Origin of the sequence: Granulicella pectinivorans, from assembly GCF_900114625.1 — a bacterium.
Classification (GTDB): domain Bacteria; phylum Acidobacteriota; class Terriglobia; order Terriglobales; family Acidobacteriaceae; genus Edaphobacter; species Edaphobacter pectinivorans.
Map to the genome: position 1 here is coordinate 504030 of NZ_FOZL01000001.1, position 23750 is coordinate 527779.

The window sequence follows — 23750 nt, forward strand, 5'->3', positions numbered from 1 at the left end:
CGGCCCGGCAGAGCCGCTTCGTACCATGGCCCCATGGAGCCCGTCCCGGCATGGGCGTACGCCAGTGCCTGCTGCCTGGCCCACGCAAAGCTTGTGTCCAATGCAGGGTCTGACGAATGAAACTCGAGATGAGAAATGACCGCATCCGTTTGCGCTGCACCCATCTCGCAGGTGAAGGGGAGGAGGCAGAACGCGAAGAGGCACTTCCAGAGGGGTTTGCTTGTCATGATCCTATGCTCAACAATGCTTGAAACGTTAATTGCTTGGCGGCTTGAGTTCGCTTGCCCCGAGATGCGTTACGGCCATGACAAGTGCGGCTGGAAACAGGATCGCGATCGATGGTGCTCTGCGATGCCGCACAACCTGTTCCGCGATCTCACATGCCCCAAAAACCACGCTACTGGTTCTACGAATTTCTCCCGTCGCCTATTGGAGCGTGCGAAGGAGAGAGAGTCAATCCTTCTATGCACTCCGGCAGATCTTTGGTGAGCCCGATGCCGACGAGTTTCCGAAGCCATTCTCCCTGGAGCGTGGGCAGGGACCGACAAATCCACGCTGACGAAGGCACTCACCGTGTGGGTCGCGAACCGTTTGCACACCGTCTCACTCAAGTCCTCTCGCCCCAGTGATTCTCGATCTTCCGAAGCTCCAGATGGGGCCTCGTGAGTTCAGCTCCTCATCCCGCAATCCCCGTCGTCAATGTGATTGATATGGAATCGTTTCGTTTGGCCCTGAATCTTTTTGTCTCGAGCCTTCGTCATTGGTTGGTAGAGAATTCATCTTCCGACGGAAGATTGAGGAGAGTGCAATATTGTCTCTCGATAGCTCCGAGCAGCCGATATCGGATCCCGCCCATCTGCTCCCAGCCACCACCGGCACCCCAGAGCACAAACGCAAGGATGCGTCGCGCTTCATCGTGTGGGGCATTCTTCTGCTTGTTTTCTTCCTCGCCTTCTGGTGGGTGATGCACCGGCATGACACGGCCGCTGCCAAGCCAGCGAGAGCAGGCGGTGGAACCGTGCCTGTGGTGCCTGCTACGGCGAAGCAAGGGAGCATTGGCATCTATCAGGAAGGCATCGGCACGGTGACCCCGGTGTACACTTCGTCGATCACGGCACAGGTCACGGGCGTGGTTGTTGCCGTTCACTACCGCGAAGGACAGATGGTGAAGAAAGGCGATCCGCTTGTCGATCTTGATTCGCGACCCTATCGCGCCAACCTTCTGACCGCGCAGGGAACGCTGCTTCACGATCAAGGAATTCTTGCGGAAGCGCAGATGGACCTTGAGCGTTATCGGCAGGCCTGGGCGAAGAACGCAATTCCGCGTCAGACGTTTGAAGACCAGGAGAAGATTGTGCTGCAGGATCAGGGCACGGTCAAGCAGGACGAAGGCACCGTGCAGTTCGATCAGGTGCAGGTGGACTTCTGCCACATCGTCGCGCCGATCAGTGGACGCGTGGGTCTTCGCCTCATCGACCCGGGTAACCTCGTCACTGCGAGCGGAACGACGCCGCTTGTGGTCATCACCCAGGTCCAGCCCATCACCGTGATCTTCTCGCTTGCCGAAGATGCTCTGGGCCAGGTCCTTCCACGCATGAAGGGCGGCACGAAGCTTACGGTGGACGCGTTCGACCGCACGGCGCTCAAGAAGATCGCCTCCGGCACCTTGTTATCACTTGACAACCAAGTGGATACAACGACCGGAACCGTAAAGGCGCGCGCGCAGTTCGACAATCGAGACGGCACGCTGTATCCGAATGAGTTCGTCAACGCACGGCTGCTGGTCAATACCCTGCAGAATGTAACGCTGTTGCCCAGCTCAACGGTGCAGCACAGCGATAAGAGCACGTTCGTCTACGTGATTGCGAACAACAAAGCGCAGATGCAGCCGGTCAAGGTCGGCGTGACGGACGGAGATACGTCGCAGGTCACAGGCGTCAACCCAGGGCAAGTGGTGGCCAACTCGAGCTTCGACAAGTTGCAGTCCGGGTCGCAGGTGAAGTTTTCCGATCAGGGCGCCGCACCGGGACAGAGCACCGGGAGCAACACGCCTTGAGCCCATCCCGACCGTTTATTCTCCGTCCTGTGGCGACGGCGCTTCTGATGGCGGCGATCTTGCTGGTGGGCATTGTGGCTTATACACAACTGCCTGTCTCGGCTTTGCCTGAGGTGGACTACCCGACGATCCAGGTGTTGACGTTCTATCCCGGCGCAAGCCCCGAGGTGACGGCAACCACGGTGACCGCTCCGCTCGAGCGTCAGTTCGGCGAGCTGCAAGGGCTGAGTCAGATGACCTCCACCAGCGCGGGCGGTAACTCCGTCATCGTGCTGCAGTTCAACCTGTCGCTGAACATCGACGTGGCGGAAGAAGAAGTCCAGGCAGCCATCAACGCCGCGCAGAACTTTCTCCCGGCCAACCTGCCCTCGCCGCCGATCTACAGCAAAACGAACCCGGCGGATGCTCCGGTGATGACACTGGCTGTGACCTCGAAGAATATTCCGCTGCCACAGGTGGAAGATCTCGTCGACACGCGGCTTGCGCCCAAGATCTCGCAGCTCAACGGCGTTGGCCTTGTGAGCATCAGCGGTGGACAGAAGCCGGCCGTTCGCATTCAAGCCAATCCCACGGCGCTGTCATCCTATGGGCTTGGGATGGAAGATCTTCGCACCGCCCTCACTTCGGCCAGTGTCAACGCGGCGAAGGGCAACTTCGACGGTGGCCGGCAGGACTACCAGATCGATGCCAACGATCAGTTGGTTTCGAGCGCGGACTACAGGAAGGTTGTGGTCGCGTATCGCAACGGAGCTCCGGTGATGTTGCCGGATGTCGCGAATATCGTCGACAGCGTGGAGAACACGACGCAGGCCGCGTGGATGAACACGACGCCCGCCATCATTTTGAATGTGCAGCGCCAGCCGGGCGGCAATACGATCTCCGTGGTGAAGAGCATCAAGGCTCTGCTGCCACAGCTCAAGGCCAACCTGCCGGCAGGCATCGAGGTCACGACACTCACCGACTTGACCACGCCCATTCAGGCGTCCGTGAGCGATGTGGAGTTCGAGCTGGTGCTGACGATCGGCCTGGTCATTCTCGTCATCTTTCTCTTCCTGCGAAACCTGTATGCGACGATCATCCCAGCGGTGGCGGTGCCTCTGTCCCTGGTGGGAACGATGGGCGCCATGTACGCTCTCGGCTATTCGCTGGACAACCTTTCGCTGATGGCGTTGACGATCTCCACCGGGTTTGTGGTGGACGATGCGATTGTCATGGTGGAGAACATCTCACGCTATCTCGAAGAAGGGATGCCGCCGATGGAGGCTGCGCTCAAGGGCGCAGAGCAGATCGGGTTCACGATTCTTTCGCTGACCGTCTCTCTTATTGCCGTGCTCATCCCCTTGCTGTTTATGGGCGACGTGGTCGGCCGCCTCTTCCGTGAGTTCGCCGTGACGCTTGCGGTCACCATCATCCTCTCGGCCGTGGTGTCTTTGACGCTCACGCCCATGATGGCCGCGCGCATTCTCAAGCACGATCCCAAGGCGCAGGAAGGCCGGTTTTATCAGGCGTCCGAGCGTGTGTTCGAGAGCATGATCGCTTTCTACGGACGGACGCTGAAGTGGGTTCTCACGCACCAGACCGCCACACTGCTGGTGGCCGTTGCCACGTTGGCACTCACGGTCTTTCTCTACATCATTGTGCCCAAGGGTTTCTTCCCGGTGCAGGACACGGGCGTGATTCAGGGCATCTCGCAGGCGCCGCAGACGATCGGCGTCAAGGAGATGACGGCGAAGACGCAGGAACTCAGCAAGATCATCCTGACGGATCCCGCGGTCCAAAGTCTCTCCGCCTTCATCGGCGCCGATGGCACGAACACCACCGGGAACAGCGGACGGTTCTCCATCAACCTGAAGCCGCTTGAGGATCGCGACGCATCGGCCGCGGATGTCATTCGCAGGCTACAGACGAAGCTGAAGGATGTCGCGGGCATCACGCTGTACATGCAGCCCGTGCAGAACATCACGGTCGACGATCGCGTGAGCCGCACACAGTATCAGTACACCCTCGAAGATGCGGATCAAGCGGAGTTGAATCAGTGGACGGACAAGTTCGTGGCCCAGCTCAAGCAGTTGCCAGAGCTCGAGGATGTCGCGACGGATCAGCAGTTGGGTGGCCTTGCGGTTTCGCTCGTGATCGATCGCCCCACGGCTTCCCGTCTGGGGATTGCGCCGACCACGGTCGATCAAACACTGTATGACGCATTCGGACAGCGCCAGATCAACACGATGTACACGCAGTTGAATCAGTACCACGTGATCCTCGAAGCGCAGCCTCAGTTCCAGCAGGATCCGAACAAGCTGAACCATCTGTTTATCCAGGCAAATGCTTCGAGCGCGGCTACGGGCGCTGCGGCGACGTCGTCCGGCCAAGGTTCCACCTCTGCGGGAAGCAACGCGCTGACTACCACTGCCGCGTACACGGCGTCCACACCGACGCTGAACGCGCCAGTCAACGCGCTGACCCATGTCGCTCCGACTTCGACCAGCGGATCGACCTACTCGAACTCCGTTCCGTTGAGTGCGTTCTCGCACTTCGAAACAGCCACCGAGCCACTGTCCATCACGCATCAAGGGCAGTTTCCCTCCGTCACCGTATCGTTCAATCTTGCGTCCAACGCATCGCTGGGAACGGCAATCACCAAGGTCACGAAGATCCAGAAGGACATGAAGATGCCGCCGAGTGTGCAGGCGGACTTCCAGGGAACGGCGGCTTCTTTCCGCAACTCGCTTTCCAACGAGCCTCTGCTGATTCTCGCTGCGCTGGTCACCGTGTACATCGTGCTGGGCGTGCTGTACGAGAGCTTCATCCATCCCATCACGATCCTGTCCACACTTCCTTCGGCTGGCGTTGGAGCCTTCCTGTCGCTGATCCTGTTTCATCAAGACCTCAGCGTGGTTGCGATCATCGGGATCGTGCTGCTCATCGGCATTGTGAAAAAGAACGGCATCATGATGGTCGACTTTGCCCTGGAGGCAGAGCGCGACCATGGCAAGACCTCGGCGGAAGCGATCTTCGAGGCGGCAACGCTGCGCTTCCGCCCGATCATGATGACAACGATGGCGGCGCTTCTGGGTGGTCTTCCCCTTGCCTTCGGCCATGGCATCGGTTCGGAGCTTCGCCGTCCGCTCGGCATCGTGATGGTCGGCGGACTGATGGTCAGCCAGGTACTGACGCTCTATACGACTCCGGTGATCTACATTTTCTTCGACAACCTGGCGAAGCGCTTCAGCAAGCGCAAGCCGGAGCAAAGGACCGGTGAGCATGCCCCCGGTCACGGTGGCGACGCGAGCGATCATGGTCAAAGCGGTCAGGGCCTGCAGCCCGAGGGCGGACAAGCGTGAACCTCTCCTCGCCCTTCATCCACCGCCCCGTCGCGACGATTCTGCTCACCATCGCCATCGCGATCGCCGGTGGGGTGTGCTTTACCGTGTTGCCGGTCTCGCCTCTGCCCCAGGTTGATTTCCCAACCATCGCTGTTGCCGCGAGCCTTTCGGGTGCAAGCGCGGACATCATGGCTTCGTCCGTCGCGACACCGCTCGAACGCCAGTTCGGCCATATTGCGGGTGTGACGGAGATGACCTCTTCCAGCACGCTGGGAGCGACCTCCATCACCATCCAGTTCGACCTCAGCCGCGATATCGACGGCGCAGCGCGCGATGTGGAAGCCGCTATCAACGCAGCCCGCAGTTACCTGCCTGCGAACCTGCCCTCCAATCCGACCTACCGCAAGGTGAATCCCGCGGACTCGCCGATCATGATCATCGGCCTGACGTCGGACAAGTATGGGGCGTCCAAGCTCTACGATGAAGCCTCGACCGTGGTTCAGCAGAAGCTCTCTCAAATCCAGGGCGTCGGTCAGGTAAACCCTGGCGGCGGTGCGTTGCCTTCGGTCCGCGTGGAGGTCGACCCGAACAAACTGGCCGGCTACGGGCTTACGATGGCGAACCTGCAGTCGGTCCTGAGTCTGCAAAACACCAATCTCGCGCGCGGCCAGATCACCGATGGAGACCACACCGCGGATATTGTCGTGAACGGCCAGCTTTCGCACGCGGCAGAGTATCAACCGATCGTGGTCGCCTATAAGAATGGCGCGGCGATTCGACTTTCCGACGTCGCGGATGTCGTCGATTCGACGCAGAATATTCGCACCTCTGGCTATCTCGACGGCAAACGCGCGGTCGTGTTGATTGTCTTCCGCCAGCCGGGCGCCAACATCATCGACACGGTGGATCGCATCTACGCACAGATCCCGTCGTTGAAGGCCTCGATTCCGCAAGGCATCGATATGACGGTCGTCCTGGACCGCACGACGACCATCCGGGCCAGCGTGAACGATGTCGAACGGACGCTGGTTCTCTCCATCGTTCTTGTGATCGGCGTTGTCTTCTTCTTCCTGCGGAACGGCCGCGCCACACTGATCCCCGCGGTGGCGGTTCCGGTTTCGCTCATCGGCACCTTCGCGGTCATGTACCTGTTGGGCTATTCGATCGACAACCTGTCTCTGATGGCTCTTACGATCTCCACCGGCTTCGTCGTGGACGATGCCATCGTCGTGATGGAGAACATCACCCGCCATCTGGAGGCGGGGATGTCGGCCTTCGACGCCGCGATGCTTGGGGCGAAGGAGATTGGGTTCACCGTTCTATCCATCAGCATCTCGCTGATCGCGGTCTTCATTCCGCTGCTCATGATGGGCGGTATCGTCGGACGCTTGTTCCGGGAGTTCGCGGTGACACTTTCCACCGCCATCCTGGTGTCGATGGTGATCTCGCTGACGACCACCCCCATGATGTGCGCCTATCTGCTCAAGAGCGAGCATGGGATGAAACATGGGTGGTTCTACAACATCACCCAAAGGTTCTTCGACTGGGTTTTGAGAGTCTATCGCTCCAGCCTGCACTGGGCGCTCGATAACTCTGTCTTGATGCTTGTGCTCCTCGGTCTCACGATTGCGCTCAACGTCATCATTGTCGTTCGCATTCCGAAGGGCTTCTTTCCGCAGCAGGATACGGGGAATCTCGCGGGTGCGGCCCGCGGGCCACAGGATGCGTCTTATAACGTGATGAACGACTCGATCCAGAAGATCCAGGGCGTCATCGGGAAAGATCCTGCCGTGCAACATGTCATCGGCTTCACGGGTGGCCAGGGCGCGACCAATACGGGCAACATCTTTATCTCGCTCAAGCCCCTGGCGGTCCGTAAGACGAGCGCGGCGGATGTTATCAATCGCTTGCGGCCAAAGCTGAATGCGCTTCCCGTTGCCTCCGCATTCCTCCAGGCCCAGCAGGACATCCGCATCGGTGGCCGCTCGAGCAATGCGATGTATCAGTACACGCTCGAAGCGGACAGCGTCGATGACCTGCAGACGTATGGCCCGAAGATCCTTGCCGGGATGCAGCGCCTGCCCGGCTTTCAGGACGTCAGTTCCGATCAGCAGATGGGTGGCCTGGAAGAGAAGGTCAACTTCGATCGCGTGACCGCGGCAAGGCTCGGCCAGACCGCGACGTCGATCGACAGTGCGCTCTATGGATCCTTCGGTCAATCGGAGGTGTCGCTGATCTATACGCAGCTCAACCAGTACTACGTGGTGCTCGAGGTTGCTCCGCAATACTGGCAGCGTCCGGATGGCCTGAAGACCGTGTACTTCCACAATCCGAATGCTTCTTCGACAACGGCTTCGGGCAACACGCCGCTCGCATCCTTCAGCACGGCGACTCCGGGCACGACTCCGCTTGCTCTGAATCACACAAGCCTCTTCCCATCGGTCACCGTATCCTTCAACCTGGCCTCGGGCCTTTCGCTCAGCGACGCGACCCAGGCGATCGAAGGCCTGAAGCAGAAGCTGAACCTGCCCACGACGGTTCAGGGGTTCTTCTCAGGAACATTGCAGGCGTATCAGCAATCCCTCGGTTCCGAGCCCTACCTCATCCTGACCGCGCTGCTCGCCGTGTACATCGTGCTTGGGGTGCTTTATGAGAGCCTGATTCATCCCCTCACAATTCTCTCCACGTTGCCCTCGGCGAGCGTGGGTGCGATGCTGGCGCTGATGCTCTTCCACCAAGACCTGAACGTTATCTCGATCATTGGCATTGTGCTGCTGATCGGCATCGTCAAGAAGAATGCAATTATGATGATCGACTTCGCGCTGCAGGCTGAGCGCGAGCAGGGCATGAATACCGAAGAGGCTATCTTCGAGGCCTGCATCCTGCGCTTCCGTCCTATCCTGATGACGACCATGGCGGCGCTCTTTGGCGCTCTTCCGCTGGCCTTCGGTACGGGAACGGGTTCGGAGTTGCGCCGCCCGCTAGGCATCACCATTGTCGGCGGCCTCCTCGTCAGTCAGATGCTCACGCTGTACACCACGCCCGTTGTCTACCTCACGCTGGATCGCATACGGCTTCGTTTTGCAGGTAAGGATCATGCGGGCAACGCAACACCCACGACGGCGCCGTCGGAGGCTCACGGATGAACACCCCTCTACGTATTGGCTCGATTTCCCTTGCCGCTCTCAGCCTGTCTCTGCTCGCCGGCTGCCGTGTCGGTCCGCACTATACGAGACCCGCGGCGTTGCCCGCGCCCCCGCCGACGCAGTACAAGGAGGCCGCGACGCCCGCGCCCGAAGGCTCCGGCGATTGGAAACCCGCGCAACCGCAGGACGCCATGCTGCGTGGGAAGTGGTGGCTGATCTACAACGACGCGGAGCTCAATGATCTTGAAGACAAGCTCAACATCGACAATCAGAACATCAAGCAATACTTCCAGAACTACATGGAGGCGCGGACGCTGATTGCGCAGGCGAGGTCGCAGCTTTATCCAACGCTCGGCGTCGCACCCAGCGTCACACGCTCGCGATCCTCCGCGAACACCACCACCAGTACGGGGACCAACGCCACCACCACAGGAGGAACAACCGCCACCACGAGTACGATCACGACAGGAGGAAGACAGACCTCGCTGTTCTCCATCCCATTCGAGGCCTCCTGGGAGCCGGATCTGTTTGGCAAGGTGCGCAACCAGGTGAGTGCGAACCAGTATGCTGCACAAGTGAGCGCGGCCGATCTTGAGAACGAGCGGCTGAGCGAGCAGTCCAACTTAGCCATCTATCTCTTTGAACTGCGCGGGCAGGATGCCTTGAGCGAGGTTTACAAGAAGACGATCGAAGCCGATCGCAAGTCGGTTGAGCTGACGCGCGGGCTTTACGACACGGGGATCGACGACCAGGCAGCGGTTGTCGAAGCCGAGAACACGCTCCAGAATGCCGAGGCTGCCGCGACCAACCTGGGCATCCTCCGTGCGCAATATGAACATGCCATCGCGGTGCTTGTGGGCGTCAATCCCTCCAGCTTCTCGATCCCGACCAAGCCGCTGGACGCAACTCCGCCCGCGATCCCGATTGGCATGCCGTCGCAGCTTCTCGAGCGGCGGCCTGACGTCGCTGCCGCGGAACGGCAGATGGCCTCGGCGAACGCGCTGATCGGCGTGGCCACGGCAGCCTACTTCCCGACGATCCCACTCACCGCCAGCGCCGGCACGGAGAGCGCAGCGATCGCGCAACTCTTCGACTGGCCGAGCCGAGTCTGGTCGGTCGGCGCCTCCGCATCGGAGACGATCTTCGATGCCGGTCTGCGCCGAGCCACCGTGAATCAAGATATCGCCACCTATAACGCGGATGTCGCCGCCTATCGTCAGACGGTGCTCACTGCCTTCCAGCAGGTCGAGGATTACATCGCATCGTCACGCATCCTTGCGCGGCAGTATCTGCAGCAGCAAACCGCGGCCGCTTCGGCGCAAAAGTCTCTCGATCTGGAAACAGCTCGCTATGAAGCGGGCGTCGACCCGTATCTCAACGTGGTGCAAACGCAGCTCACTCTCCTCAGCGATCAAACGAACCTGGTGACAGTGAGAACCTCGCAGATGACAGCGTCCGTGCAGCTCATACAAGCCTTAGGGGGAGGTTGGAGTAACTCGGACCTGCCGACTCCCGCTCAAGTTTCAGCGCGCTTCAGCAAAGCGGATAGCACCATTCAGAAATGAAGCAGGGGACCTTCCCGGGGCCTCTAAGGATTCAAGTGCCGGCGAGACAGGCATTCGCTTGAGTTGCCATTCCACAGACCAAGCTCCTCATCGCGAGAGAAACGGGTCCAGTATCGCCATGCCAATCGGCTACTTAGCTTCTCTGTTTCCCGAATGAGTTGAAAACTCGACAGAATACCCGTAAAGGGCAACCGTGGTTTACAACATCTCGCAAGTTGATCATTATGAAGGCTGAATGGCGGAGGGAGAGGGATTCGAACCCCCGTAGCCCGTCAAGGCTAAGCGGTTTTCAAGACCGCCTGTTTCAACCGCTCACACATCCCTCCGCGGTCGTACCAGTACGATTGTACGATGACGAAACTACCGCATCGTATCGAAATGCGATAGCGTCTAATGAAGATGGCAACGGCTGGCACAACCAAGAGCACCTTCGACTCGACCCTCGCGAGCGCGCGATCGACGATGCTCTTTTCCGATATCTTCCATCTCGCCATTGACAGCTTCAGGGCGAGCAAGGTTCGGTTCTTGCTGACGATGCTGGGCATGATCATTGGATCCGCATCCATCATTCTCGTTGCTACGCTTGGACTTACGGGCAAACAGTATGCTCTGGACCAACTGACGAGCATGGGCCCCAACAAAATTGAGGTGCAGTTCGCGGGCGGAAGCACGGTTGGCCCGGACAACTCGGCCACGCCGGACTTTATGACCCGCGAGGATATGACTGCGGTACTGGATGAGGTTCCGGGCATCGTGGCTTCGTCGCCGATGCTGGAGACGCATCATCCGATCAGCGTGGGCGGCGGTGTCACCAAGGACACGATGATCCTGGGGGTGTCGCCGGAGTATAAGACTGTTCGGAATTTGCAGGTGCTGGCTGGCCGGTTTTTCGACGAGGAAGATTCGCTGGGACACCAGAAGGTCGCCGTAATGGTCGAACCACTGGCGAAGACTTTGTTTGGGACTTCGAATGCGGCCGTGGGGCAGACGATCAGCGTGCTGGGGATTCCGATCACGATTATCGGGGTGTTCAAGGAGAGCTTCGATACGTATGGGATGTCGGAGATCAGCGAGCAGACGCTGCTGATTCCCTATCCGGTGGCGCGCTACTTTACCGGGACCGATACGGTGAAGGAGATTTTCTTCACCACGAAGGACGCGGCGATGGTGGAGCCGGCGAGCAAGCGGATCCTGGAGATTATCCGGTCGCGGCATCGTCCAACGTCGGTTTATAACGCGGTGACGTTGACGGAGTTGCTGGTGAAGATGGCCAAAATTGCCGATATGTTGACGATTGTGCTGTCGCTGGCGGCGATGGTGACGCTGATCGTTTCGGGCGTGGGCATCATGAATTCGATGCTGGCAAATGTGCAGTCGCGGCTGCGTGAGATCGGGATACGCAAGGCGCTGGGGGCTACGCGTCTGGAGATTCGTCTGCAATTTTTGACGGAGTCGGTGCTGCTTTCGCTATGCGGGGGCATTATCGGGACGGCGATCGGGCTGGCGATTCCGCTTTCGGTGCGTTTTTTGACGCCGTATACGATCCCCGTGGACCCGCTTTCGGCGGTGATCGCGCTTTCGACTTCGGTGATCGTGGGGATCATCTTCGGGACGCTTCCGGCGAACCGGGCGGCTCGTCTGGACCCGGTGGAGACGCTGAAGTACGAGTAAGTGGTTGGACCTCTCACCTCTTAAAGGTGCACTGTTTTCGGTGCACCTTTTTGTTTGTCCGTATCCTGGTGTTCTAAAGGACTTACAGGTGGGCGACGCGAAAATCCCAATGTTTCACCAGAAGGTTTTTGGTCCTTAAAGTGTGGGCAAATGCATGGATCGTGTGGCCAAATGTCTGGAAAATGTGGGTTTCTGTTTGTGCGGGTTATCGGCGGGCTTGAGACACGGATTCCACAGGATGAACGACGGATCAGGCAACGGCAAGGGACCGGGGCTGAAGCCCCCTTTTCCCTTTTCCTTTGACGTGGGGCTGAAGCCCCACTCTCATCCCAAAGGCAACAGCAACAGCAGATCCCTTCGGGGATGACACACAGAAAGGTGACGGCGGGTGCGGCATCGTGCAAGGGAAAACCCCATCCTTTCGGTGAAGCCGAAAGGATGGGGTTGGAGTTGTTTGGAGCTCTGTGAGTTTAGAAGAGGAGGCGGAGGGACATCTGGATCTGGCGGGGTGAGCCGATGGTGTGGGTGACGACTCCGATGCCGTAAGGGGCGTTGTAGAGCGGTTGGCCGGCGGTGGGGAAGGAGTTGTAGTTCTGGTTCTGGGCGACCTCGTTGCCGGGGACGTCGAAGCTGGCGGAGTTGGTGAGGTTGTAGATGTCGAAGGTGTACTTCAACTGGTAGCGGTCGGAGAAGCTGGTCATCTTGACGAAGGACGCATCGGCGCGCTTCTGGAAGGCCTGCCGGAAGATGTTGCGCTGTCCGTGGGTGAAGGTCGTCTCGAAGGTGTCGCTGGTGGGGATGGCTCCGTTGAGGGCTCCGGGTGCGAGGAGCGGGACGGTGAAGCAGGAGGCCTTGAGGGCCGCATCGCCAAAGGCTCCGGAGAGGCCGGTCTTGGCGTTCTGCGGGGTACAGCCGGGGGCGAGGGGCACGATGGGGTTGGTGATGCCGTTGTTGGTGGAGTAGTAGACCGATCCGACGGCGCCGGTGAAGTCGATGACCGAGTAGGGCTGGCCGCTCTGGATGACGGTGAGACCTACGAGGGACCAGCCGTTGACCACGTAGCCTTCGACGGAGTGCTTCCTGGCGAGGTCAGGCAGGCGGAAGACGTAGTTGAAGTTGAGGACGTGGGTGCGGTCGAAGTCGGCCGAGGCGTAGGCATCGCGGAGGTTGAGGGGGTTGTTGCCGTTGTAGAAGAGGCCGATGCCGGACTGCTCGTCGAGAGCGTGGGAGTAGGTGTAAGAGGCTCCGACCTGGATGCCCTTGCTCATGCGCTTTTCGATGTGGGCCTGGAGGGCGTTGTAGGCGTTCACCCCCGCGGCCTTGTAAGTGATGGACTCGGCCGCGTAGCCGACGTAGGGGACGCGGTGGTCGACGTTGCCGCCTTCGTAGTCGGCGTCGTAGTCGCTGCCATCGGGGAGGGTGGCTCCACCGACGGTGTACCCGTAGCTGTAATGCTCCCCGTGAATGGGGTTGGAGGGCGAGGCGATGTTGGGCTGGTTGAAGGGCACCGGGATGACCTGGTGACGGCCAATGTTGCCTACGTAGCCGAGGGTGATGGCGAGGTCGTTGCGGGGCTGCCACTGGATGTCGAGGGTGTAGTTGTAGGTGTAGGGCAGCTTGTTGGTGCGGTCGTAGACGCCGAGCGAGACGGGTTGGCCGCCGTTGTTGATCTGGGCGATGGTAGGCAGGTAGTTGATGAGGTCGGAGGCCTTGGGGCTGGCGGAGACGGGGTTGCGGAGGGTGGAGCTGTAGGGGTTGGCGAGGTTGCCTTCTGCGGCGGTGGGTGGGTTGGTGGGCGGGGCGTAGGGATCGTTGGAGCCGCCGGGGCCGCTGGTGTTCGAACCGCAGGTGGGGATGTAGTAGTCGTAGAGTGTGTTGACCGGACACTGCGAGGAGGTCACGAAGGGCAACTGCTGGTTGACGCCGAAGGGGCCACCGGTGACGGTGCCGATGGCGTATCCGGGCGAGAAGTAGCTGAAGAGTTCGCCGCGATCGTAGTACATGCCGAAGCCGGTGCGGACGACCACCTTGGAGTTGAACATCTCCGGCTGCCAGGCGGCACCGACGCGGGGGCCGAAGCCCCACTGGCGTCCGGTGAGGGTGGTGGGGGAGACGCCCGAGGTGCCGTTGGCGTTGTTGCCGGCGATGATGAGGCCGGAGTTCACGATGGTGTCGGAGTTGGCGTTGTAGTTGTAGAGGGTGGGATCGAAGTTGAAGATGCGCCCTTGCTTCTCGGTGAGGCCTCCATCCCAGTCGTAGCGGATGCCGACGGTGAGCGAGAGGGTGGGGGTGGCCTGGAACTTGTCCTGCACGTAGGAGCCGAGTTGGTTGGCGCGGTAGTAGCGGCTGGCGTTGCCGGAGAGGAAGCTGGAGACGTAGAACCCGGTCGAGGAGCCGCCAGGGGTGACGTAGCCCTGGGCGAAGGCGGAGAGATCGTCGGTGGCGACGGTGCCGGTGCCGGTGCGCTTGTCGATGGTGTTGAGCTGGGTGTAGCTGTAGTTCATGCCGAAGGTGACGGTGTGTTTGCCGAGGGTCCAGATGGCGTTGGCGGCGGGTTGGATGCGGTTCTGGAAGACGCCGGTGTTGGATGCCTGGCCTTCGGCGTTGGGTCCGATGTTGAGGATGCCGCTGCCTGAGAGGCCCTTGGCTCCAGCGAAGCTTCCGAGGTCGTTATAGACGGATACGCCCGGGAAGTACCCGGAGCCGAAGACGTTGATGGACGCGCCGCCGGGGATGTTGGCGGGGCCGAAGGGCTGCTCGTTGGTGGCGTACGTCTTCTGGCGGAGGAAGCCGATGCTCTCGGTGGTGGAGAGGTTCGATTTGACGAGGTAGGTGTTGATGATGGAGAAGACCTGCGCGCCGGAGTCGAGGTGCTCCGTAAAGCCGGGGACCGAGGAGTAGGAGTAGGGGGCGAGGGTGGGGTCGTGCTGGTAGAAGTACTTGAGTGCGAGGGTGTCGCGTGAGCTGATGTTGTAGTCGAGGTTGGCGACGCCCATGTCGGCCTTGAAGCGGCCCGATCCGGGGATGACGGCGTTGAAGGGGTGCGCGGCGGACATGGAGGCGCTGCCGGTGTCGTTGGGGATGAGCCACTTGCCGGGCTGTCCGGGAAGGGAGGGCGCGTTGAAGAGGGCGAGGGCGGTGCGATCGACCAGAGAGGGGGTGGTGGCGAGCGTGGTGCCGAAGGCCTGATCGACGAGACCGCCGAAGCCAGCGGCGTCGCGGTTGGTGTCGGAGAGGCCTACGGGGACGTCGAGGAAGGAGTAGCCGATCTCCTGATCGGAGACCTGAAGGTGCTGGTAGGCGACGAAGCCGAAGAGCTTGTTCTTGATGATGGGACCGCCGAAGGTGCCACCGACGACATAGCGATGCAGCTCGGGGTTGGCGAGGCCCTGGGAGACGAGGATGGGATCGTTCTTGAAGAAGAAGGGCGCGGCGTTGAGGGCGTTGGTGCCGCGGTGTCCGTAGACGGTGCCGTGGTAGGTGTTGGTTCCGGAGGAGGTGCTCATGGCGATGTGCGCGCCGGAGGTGGCACCCTGCTCGGCGTCGTACATGCTGGCGTTGACGCGGACCTCTTCGATGGTCTCGGGCGCGGGCGTGGGGATGGCGTTGCCGATGGAGAGGTAGATAGAGGCGGCGGACTGGATGACGCCGGCGGCACCGTTGCTGGAGGAGACGCCGGTGGAGTTGACGACGCGGGCGGAGCCTACGGAGCTGGTGGATTTGCCGTTGAAGAGGTTGGAGACGTCGACGCCGTTGAGCGAGAAGGAGTTGGAGGTGTCGCGCTGGCCGTTGGCCCAGATGGGCGGGTTGCCGAGGCCTGCGCCGGCTCCGGTGCCGGGGCTGAGTTCGGCGTTGACGCCGGGGGTGAGGATGGCCGCGCCGAGGGGAGAGCCGGTGGGCAGGGGGATGGCGTCGATCTGGGCCTTATCGAGGACGTAGCCGTTGGTGGTGTCGACGGCGTTGAGGAGGGGCGTGGCCTCGACGGTGACGGCGTCGGAGATGGAGCCGAGCTTGAGGGTGACGGGGAGGGTGGCGGTGCGGTCGCCCTGGACGGCGATGCCGGGAAAGCGGGAGGTCGCGAAGCCCTGGCGGGAGAAGCTGAGGGTGTAGGTGCCGATGGGGAGGTTCGGCAGGGCGTAGGAGCCTGTGGCGGAGGAGGTGGCGGTGCGGGTGAGATTGGTGCCGTCGGCGACGATGGTGACGGTGACGTCGGGGAGCGCGGCTCCGGTTGCGTCGGTGACGGTACCGACGACGCCTCCGAGGGTCTGCTGAGCGTGCGCTCGGGGAAGAGCAAGGAAGATGGTGAGGAGAAGAGCGAGCGCAAGCTTGAATTTTGAAGACACGGGGGCGTTACCTCCAACTACTTTGGTTGAGGGTCTAATAAGTGATACGGCGATGCAGAAGGCCTATGTGTTGCCTGTAACTTAAAAAGCCGGGGAATCTGGTTATCGAGCCGATTGAGTTTTAGAGCTAGTACCCAGAACTGTAACGGAAATTCATCCTATGTCCAAAGAAAAAAGTCGTAAGTTTCGTGAGATATTCTGGGTTCCGTAAGGGGTAGACGATGACGAATTTTTCAGAGATGCTGGAAGTAGCTCGGACGGAAGCACTTATCGGTTTAGGAGAAGGCGGGGTTCCGGTAGGGGCCGCGATCTTTGGCGCGGATGGGCAGTTGCTCAGCTCAGGCAGGAACCGGAGAGTGCAGGAAGGGGATCCGTCGATCCATGGAGAGACGGATGCGTTTCGGCGGGCGGGGCGGCAGCGGTCGTACAAGGACCTGGTGATGGTGACGACGCTGGCTCCGTGCTGGTACTGCAGCGGTCTGGTGAGGCAGTTCGGATTTGGGACGGTGGTGGTGGGGGAGTCGGTGAACTTTGCGGGTGGGGTGGAGTGGCTGCGGGAGGCGGGGGTGAAGGTGGTGGATCTGGCGTCGCCGGAGTTGATCGAGATGATGGGTGGGTTTATTCGGGATCAGCCTGGGATCTGGTTTGAGGATATTGGGGTTTAGGGCGGGCGGGGCGGGCCCACTGCGTGGGGGGCGGTTGCTTCGTGACTTTTTACGGCTTCGCCTGGGCCTCCCGTTGGCCGGCTTTGAAGTTGTACCAGATGAGGCCGGCGACTAAGTAGGCCAGGTAAAGGTAGGGGAAGTAACGGTAGGGCGCGGGTGGGATGGGGAAGATGGTTCCGGCCATGGCGGCGAGGACGGCGGCAATGGAGAGGATCGAGAGGGCGATCCAGGGGGCGGTGAGGTGGCCGCGGCGGTGCATGTGGACGGGAAGGGCGGCGGCGATGAGGCCGTAGGCGGTGAGGAATCCGAAGACGGCGACGGAGCCCATGTAGCCGTAGATGTCGTTGCCGGAGACGCCGCGGAAGCAGAGGATGGCGGTGGGGATGACGGCGAGGAGTCCGGTGGCGAGGCCGGCCAGGCCGGGGGTGTCGTTTGCGGCGTGGGTGCGGCAGAAAGCGCGAGGGGCGAGGCCGTGGTGGGCCATGAGCATGAGGACGCGGGCTCCGGCGATGATGCAGGCGAGGGTGGCGGCAAACATGCTGACGAGGACGCCGAGGTCGATGATGTGTCCGATGAAGGGGAGGCCGGCCTGGATGGCGAGGGTGTTGAGGGGGGCGGCGGTGTCGTTGAGGGCGGGATTGGAGCCCTGGAAGGCGAGGACGAGGCCGTAGGCGCAGACGGCGAAGAAGATTCCGGAGAAGACGGCGGAGCGGACGACGGCTTGCGGGATGGTGGTGAGCGGGTTGCGTGCCTCTTCGCCGAGGGTGGTTGCGCTCTCGAAGCCGACGAAGGAGAAGAGGGCGAGCATGACGCCGAGGCGGAGTCCGGTGGGGGAGACGTGGGTGAGGTGGAGCTGTGCGGGGTCGACGTGGAGGCCGTGTTTGACGAGGGTGATGGAGACGATGACGGCGATGAGGAGGACGGAGATGCCCTCGATCCAGAGCATGAGGCGGGTGGAGATCTGGATGTCGCGGTAGGCGACGGCGATGGAGACGGCGGCGGCGAGGAGGGCGAAGAGGACGGAGGGGACCTCCTTGCCGACGGAGCCGAGGACGACGTAGGAGTAGGCGACGAAGCCTCCGATGACGGAAGAGGCGGTGGTGACGTAGGCGAAGAAGAGGGCGAGGGCGGTGAGGTTGGCGTAGAAGGGCGGGAGGGTCTCGCGGATGTAGACGTAGAGGGAGCCGGGGGAGGAGGAGTGGCGGGCGAAGGCGGCGATGGTGAGCGCGACGAGGGTGAGAGCGGCGAGGGCCAGGGCGTAGGCGAGCCAGGTTCCGTTGCCGGCGAGGGCGAAGACCAGGGGGATGGTCATGGTGGGGGTGGTGCTGGGGGCGATGGTGGAGACGGACTGCGCGAGGGTTTCGAGGGGGGAGAGGATGTTCTGTTTGAGGCGGTAGGAGGGGGGTATCTGGTCGATTGCCGCTTTGCCGCTTGCCTCCAACTCCATGCAGACGCTCCTGACGTTTCTATGGGATCAGTGTGGGTTTAGATTTGGGTCTGGAAGCTTGAGTCTGACCGGTTGAGCGCGGGGCGTCAACTTTTTTGCTCGGAGGATGAGGATGTTTGAGGGGATTTCGCCTTTGATGGCGCTGCGGGAACGTCTGGATACGGGAGAGAGCGACGCGTTGGGTGTGGCCCGGGAGTTTGGCGGGCGCGCCAATGGAAATGCGTTGGGGAATACGTATGTGCGGCTGCTGGAGCCGGTGGGGGAGCCGGTGCGGGGGGCTTTGTATGGGGTGCCGATTTCGATCAAGGATTGCTTCGATGTCGCGGGGACGGTGACGACGTGCGGGGCAAGGTTTTATGCGGAGACGAACCCGGTGTCAGAGCGGGATTCGGCGGTGGCGGAGAGGTTGCGGGAGGTGGGGTGTTGGATTCCGGGGAAGACGCATCTGCATCCGCTGGCGTATGGGATTACGGGGCAGAATGCGTTTTATGGGGATTGCCTGCAGCCCCGGGATGCGGCGCTGCTGACGGGTGGGTCTTCGAGCGGGGCGGCGGCGAGTGTGCAGGAAGGGTCGGCCATTGCGGCGATCGGGACGGATACGGGTGGGTCGGTCCGGGTGCCGGCGGCGCTGTGCGGGCTGGTGGGGTTTCGGGCCTCGCAGGGTTTTCCGGAGAGGGCCTGGCCGGGGATGTGGCGGGGTGGGCACCCTCTGGCGCCTTCGTTCGATACGCTGGGGCTTTTGTTTCAGGATACGCGGGATGCGGCGGACCTGGTGGGTGGGGTGTTTGGGATTGAGGTTGCCGCTCCGCGAGGGTTGCGGATGGGGTGTGTGAGCGAGAGCTGGATGGGGGATTGTGAGCTTTCGGTCCTGGCGGCTTATCGGGCGTGGAAGGAGTTTCTGGTGCTGGCGGGGGCTACTTTGGTGGAGTTTGTGCCTCCGTGGGACGACAGCATGGAGATCTTTGCAGGGATCCAGGCGCATGAGGCGGCGGGGATTCATCGGGGACACTATGCGGAGTTTGAAGGGCCGATTGCGCAGCGATTGGCCTGGGGAGAGTCGCTCGCTCCGGAGCAGGTTGCGGCGTTGAGGGAGCGGCGGCGGTGGTTTTGTGCGGGGATGGATGGGCTGCTGGAGGAGTTCGATTTTTTGATGATGCCGTGTGCGCCGGTGAGCCGGTTGCGGGTGGAGGCGGACCAGACGGCGGTGAGGGCGGCTCTCCTGCGGTATACGACTCCGGTGAGCCTGGCGGGGCTGCCGGTGATAGCGCTGCCGGGGGAGGAGTTTGGGACGGGCGTGCAGGTGATTGGGCGGAGTGGGGCGGAGGGTGAGTTGCTGGGGTTTCTGGGGGCGGTTGGGTTGGGGTAGGTCCTTGGCTTGTGCTGTGTTGCTGGGTGAACGGCCTGCGGTGGCTCTGCCCGGGTGATTGCGATAAGGTGTTATTGGCTTTGCACAGATCAGAAGGATAGGCACGAGACAGGCTTGCACGAAGAGTCGCATGAAGCGGGCATCCGCCGCGCTCGAGACAACTCCAATCGCGCGATTGCGCGACGGAATGTGCTTGGCGTTGGCGCCTCCCTTGACGAGGACTATGTCGGAGTCATCGGGGATGGCACGTTCGTCCCATCGCGTGCCGCGTATCTGAAGTTGTTCAAAGAGGGCTTCGACCGGCCGAAGCAAAGCATGACTTATGTGCGCACGCCTGAGGTCGTCAAGGTAGCCGACGATCAGACGCTGGCCGCAGAGCATGGCAGTTGGGTGGCGACGCTTCCCTCCGGTTCCGTCGCGTATACCGGGAGCTATGCTGCGATGTGGCGGCGAACAGCGGATGGCTGGAAACTTCGATCAGAGATCTTCGTTACGCTGCATGGGTGAGTGGGTTGGCTTGAGCCGGGCGTGTTGTGGTGCTGAGGGCAAGTGCGTATGCGGGGATCGATTCCGAGCCGATCGTCAATATCAGTCTGATGCTTCTGGCGGTTCAGCTCTTGCATTCGAAGCCCTGGCCAACCAAGTGACGATGGAGCCGACTATGGCTCCTGCTACAAAGCCGTAAAATCCCCACCTCGGAGCGTAGTCAAACTCCATCCACATAGGTCGCACATGCCCGAGTACTAATGTGCCGCATCCCATGAATCCGCCGCATAAGACTGCGCCGACCATTGCGAAAAGCAGGGCATGTATCCAATGACGCATCTGGTTTCTATCGACGAAGCTAACACCGATGTTGCCTTGTTGTCTCGACGACCGGGGACGATTGGTAATGACAAATCGGCTTGCTGTCAGCGATCCAAAACTGACGAGAACGGCGTTTATCGGGAGTAATGGTCCAAACGGGCACAGGGTGCGTTCAATAAGCGCATCGGCCTGTTGTCAACAGTCGAGATTCGAATCGCTCTAGCCGTTAGCGAACAAAAGGTGACTCGGTGTTACTTGGTGTCGATGGTGGACCTCAGCCCATCATCCGGTTTCTATACCGTGCCTGTTGCCACGTATAAGATGGGGCGATGAAGTCAGACGTATTCAAGCCCCACTTCGGACGTCACCGACTCGCTACGTTTACCGGAAGCCTCATTCTATGCGTTGTTTGTCACTCAGCCTCAGCCAGCTCCAGAATCGAGCTCGGGACCGCCGCGACGAAGACAGAGCAGGCAAACACTTCTGTTTCTTCTGTAACTCTAGACTCCCAACAGGCAACTGCTGATTTCGATCTCCTTCGCGGATCACTTCAGGAGGCCCATCCCGGGCTGTACCGATATACCTCAAGAGCTGTGATAGACCGGATGTTTGCTCGAGAGCGCAAGAAGCTGAACCATACCGTCACGCGAATCGAGTTTGTCAGAATCGTGGCTGAAACTTTGGCCAGCATTCGATGTGGACACACTCTTTACGAACAAGATGCACTAACGCGCGCGGCAATGACGAGTGCGCGTAAGTTTCCGCTAAGTGTGCAAATGGAAGGCGCGCGATTGATTGTTGTGCTGAATCAGTCCGACGACACTACGATTCATCCAGGTGCGGAAATTCTTGCAGTCGACGGCCAACCGACAAGCAAAATCATCGCGATGATGTGGACGGTGCTCGCGGGAGATGGGGATATTCAAACAGGACGAGCGCGGCAGATTCGCCACTTCGATCAGCTCTACTGGCTCTTATTCGGGCAGACAGAGCACTTTACTGTCAAAGTTCGTGAAGCATCTGGCTCTGTACACGTCGTCGAGCTGAAGGGCGTCACCGATGCTGAGCGCGAGAAGTCTAATAATCCTTTGAACGCACCGGTGATGACGGGTTTTCAAAAGATTTCCTGGACCCGCGATAATGTCGCCGTCCGATTTTTTCGCGATGGAGAGGTAGCAGAGTTACATATTGGCTATTTCCTGGGTGATGACTTCCCGAAAAAGCTAGGTGATGTTTTCAAGGCGTTGCACGAGAGGAAGACAAAGGCGCTCATCATCGATCTGCGTGGTAATGGCGGAGGACACGACCAGTACGGTGCACTTCTGGTTTCGGAATTGAGAGATGCGCCCTTTGCTTACTTCGACCACATCGACGTAAAAACACTTGATCCAAGTTTCCTTGCTGACACGAATTTGACCCAGGGCGCCCTTGACAAGCTGCGTGCCGGAACGGTGGCCGAGACCTCCGGTGGCTTTCGGATTACTCCCGCCTATCATTCGGGTGTCGGTATGCAAGCACCGGAAAAGAACTCTTTTGAAGGGCCTGTTTATGTCCTCATCGACGGAAATACATTTTCGACGGCTGCGGATGTTTGCGCTATCTTGCGACATCTGAAACGAGCGGTCTTCATCGGCGAAGAGACCGGAGGCGCGTACTTCGGCAATAATTCCGGGTTGGAAGCTACCTTGAAACTGCCCAATTCAGGAGTCAAGGTGACGGTACCCTTTTATGGCTACTGGAACGCGGTGACTGAGCAAGAGAATGCGCGCCGCGGCATACAACCTGCTTACATAAAACCAACGACCGTGCAAAGTCTGATTGATGGCAGAGATGATGCTTTGTCGAGTGCCCTTAATCTCATTCATTTCTGATCTTCATTCAATATGCCAAAACGGGCTGTTCATCACCCCTCTCCGTTCTCGATTCGTTCATCATCGCCGAGTCACTCATCCACTGCGGTCAGGCCCGATATGCCGGCTTGTCGAACGTCTTGAATAGGAGCGACAGGGTCGGCCTTGGGATGATGGCGGGATGCCAGCAATGGCAAACGCAAAAGAAGAAGCAGATCCCCTTCGGGGATGACAACCAGAAGGGCAACCGCAACAACCAAAAGGGCAACTGCAACGGCCAAAAGGGCAACAGCAACAGCCAAACGGCCAACAGCGACGCTGAGTGGGATTTATGCGGTGGCTTCGAGGGGCATGGGGTGGGGGATGGGCGTGGGGGGCTTCTTGTCGCGGAAGCAGCCTTGTACGACGGCCCGGAAGAGGGTGAGGGCTGGGGATTGGTTCGTCTTGAGGGAGACCAGCCCCAGACGGACGATGGGGAGATGTTCTTCGATGGGCAGGGCGACGACGTCGGGGCGGGTTTGGGCCATCGACGGGGTGCCGAGGAGGAGGCCCGCGCCGGCGGCGAGGTAGGCGAACTTGGCGGCGTGGGAGTGCGGGGCCTCGACGATGCGTGGAACGATTCCATGGGGCGCGAGGATGCGGTGGAGGAAGGGCTGTCCGACGGCGCAGTCTTCGAGGCGGGAGGCGAGGAGGTTGTGGTGGCGGAGCTCGTGGACCGAGACGGTGTCGAGGCTGGCGAGGGGGGACTGGCGCGGCACGAGGAGGACGATGGGCTCGTCGCGGAGGAGGTCGAAGCGGACGCCGGGGATGCAGGGGTCGCTGACCATGAAGATGGCGTCGATGCGTTCTTCCTGGAGGGCTGCGTGCTGTTGTTCGCGGTTGAGCTCGGAGAGCTGGAGGTCGAAGTCGGAGTGGTTGAGGGCGAGCTCGCGGAGGATGCGGGGGAGTGCCTCCTGGCCGAGTTCGGTGCAGCTTAGGCGGAGGTGGTGGCGTCGTTCGAGGTCGGCGAGGCGGCGCTGCGCGCTGGTGACGGTGTCGACGATGGTTTGCGCGTAGTGGCGGAAGGCGAGGCCCGCGGGGGTGAGGGAGACCTCCTGGCGGGAGCGCTCGAAGAGCTTGACGTTGAAGGATTCTTCGAGGGACTTGATCTGGAAGGTGATGGTGGGCTGGCTCATGTAGAGAGCGCGCGCGGTGCGGCCGTAGTGGAGAAGGTCGGCGAGGGTGAGGAAGCACTGCAACTGCCTGATCCTGAAGTCCATTTGGAGTTCCTCGGTGTCGCGAAGACGGCCAGGAGACGCGGGGGAGCGTGGCCGGGGTGCGGTATCAGAAACGTGAAAACGGGCGTACGGACAGAACGTGAAAGTCTGGAAAAAAGTGTTGGGTGTTGGGCCAAGTTTCCACCCTGATTCTGGGGATGTCAACGATTACTGCAGGGTTTTGATCGATTTTTTCTATCACGGACGAAAATCTTTCGATTAGACAGGGTATTGGGCTGCCCCTAAGCTTTGAAT

General features: G+C 60.6%; 13 protein-coding genes and 1 tRNA gene. 9 read left to right on the forward strand and 5 right to left on the reverse strand.

Going from position 1 to position 23750, the window contains the following annotated elements; genetic code table 11:
- Positions 1–811: 811 nt before the first annotated feature.
- From BM400_RS01970 to BM400_RS01985, 4 genes are read left to right on the forward strand one after another with little or no spacing between them, the layout of a single operon-like run.
- A complete protein-coding gene (locus BM400_RS01970) occupies positions 812–2056 on the forward strand; it encodes an efflux RND transporter periplasmic adaptor subunit (RefSeq protein WP_089836139.1) in 1245 nt (414 codons plus the stop codon).
- On the forward strand, positions 2053–5397 hold the full coding sequence (locus tag BM400_RS01975) for an efflux RND transporter permease subunit (RefSeq protein WP_089836141.1): 3345 nt from the start codon (positions 2053–2055) through the stop codon (positions 5395–5397). Before BM400_RS01970 ends, BM400_RS01975 begins: the two co-directional genes overlap by 4 nt.
- Entirely contained in the window at positions 5394–8525 is a 3132-nt protein-coding gene (locus BM400_RS01980) for an efflux RND transporter permease subunit (RefSeq protein ID WP_089836143.1), read from the forward strand. The genes BM400_RS01975 and BM400_RS01980 overlap by 4 nt, the downstream gene beginning before the upstream one ends.
- On the forward strand, positions 8522–10090 hold the full coding sequence (locus BM400_RS01985; protein ID WP_089836145.1) for an efflux transporter outer membrane subunit: 1569 nt from the start codon (positions 8522–8524) through the stop codon (positions 10088–10090). The genes BM400_RS01980 and BM400_RS01985 overlap by 4 nt, the downstream gene beginning before the upstream one ends.
- A 236-nt stretch (positions 10091–10326) precedes the next feature.
- On the opposite strand, the gene BM400_RS01990 is transcribed toward BM400_RS01985, so the two are convergent.
- Positions 10327–10416 (reverse strand) — tRNA-Ser (locus BM400_RS01990).
- 73 nt (positions 10417–10489) lie between these two features.
- On the opposite strand from BM400_RS01990, the gene BM400_RS01995 reads away from it, so the two are divergent.
- A complete protein-coding gene (locus tag BM400_RS01995) occupies positions 10490–11761 on the forward strand; it encodes an ABC transporter permease (RefSeq protein WP_089841375.1) in 1272 nt (423 codons plus the stop codon).
- 470 nt (positions 11762–12231) lie between these two features.
- On the opposite strand, the gene BM400_RS02000 is transcribed toward BM400_RS01995, so the two are convergent.
- Complete coding sequence (locus BM400_RS02000; RefSeq protein WP_089836147.1) at positions 12232–16104, reverse strand: carboxypeptidase-like regulatory domain-containing protein; 3873 nt, start codon at positions 16102–16104, stop codon at positions 12232–12234.
- Between the two features lie 221 nt (positions 16105–16325).
- Here BM400_RS02000 and BM400_RS02005 point away from each other — a divergent pair, with 221 nt between their 5' ends.
- Positions 16326–16769: a nucleoside deaminase gene (locus BM400_RS02005; protein ID WP_089836149.1), complete on the forward strand. Its 444-nt coding sequence runs from the start codon at positions 16326–16328 to the stop codon at positions 16767–16769.
- 49 nt (positions 16770–16818) lie between these two features.
- Here BM400_RS02005 and BM400_RS02010 read toward each other — a convergent pair whose 3' ends face one another.
- A complete protein-coding gene (locus BM400_RS02010) occupies positions 16819–18216 on the reverse strand; it encodes an APC family permease (RefSeq protein ID WP_089836151.1) in 1398 nt (465 codons plus the stop codon).
- Between the two features lie 112 nt (positions 18217–18328).
- On the opposite strand from BM400_RS02010, the gene BM400_RS02015 reads away from it, so the two are divergent.
- The 3 genes from BM400_RS02015 to BM400_RS02025 all read left to right on the forward strand — a co-directional run bounded on the left by BM400_RS02015 (position 18329) and on the right by BM400_RS02025 (position 22260).
- Positions 18329–19582 carry an amidase gene (locus BM400_RS02015; RefSeq protein WP_175528816.1) on the forward strand — a complete coding sequence of 418 codons (1254 nt, stop codon included), beginning with the start codon at positions 18329–18331 and terminating at the stop codon, positions 19580–19582.
- A gap of 114 nt (positions 19583–19696) precedes the next feature.
- Positions 19697–20089 (forward strand): YybH family protein, encoded by a 393-nt coding sequence (locus tag BM400_RS02020; RefSeq protein WP_175528817.1) that lies wholly within the window; start codon positions 19697–19699, stop codon positions 20087–20089.
- Positions 20090–20718: 629 nt separating this feature from the next.
- On the forward strand, positions 20719–22260 hold the full coding sequence (locus BM400_RS02025) for a S41 family peptidase (protein WP_089836158.1): 1542 nt from the start codon (positions 20719–20721) through the stop codon (positions 22258–22260).
- 71 nt (positions 22261–22331) lie between these two features.
- Here the strand turns inward: BM400_RS02025 and BM400_RS21535 are convergent, their stop codons facing one another.
- On the reverse strand, positions 22332–22541 hold the full coding sequence (locus BM400_RS21535) for a hypothetical protein (RefSeq protein ID WP_141223779.1): 210 nt from the start codon (positions 22539–22541) through the stop codon (positions 22332–22334).
- Positions 22542–22568: 27 nt separating this feature from the next.
- Entirely contained in the window at positions 22569–23498 is a 930-nt protein-coding gene (locus BM400_RS02030) for a LysR family transcriptional regulator (protein WP_089836160.1), read from the reverse strand.
- Positions 23499–23750: the final 252 nt, after the last annotated feature.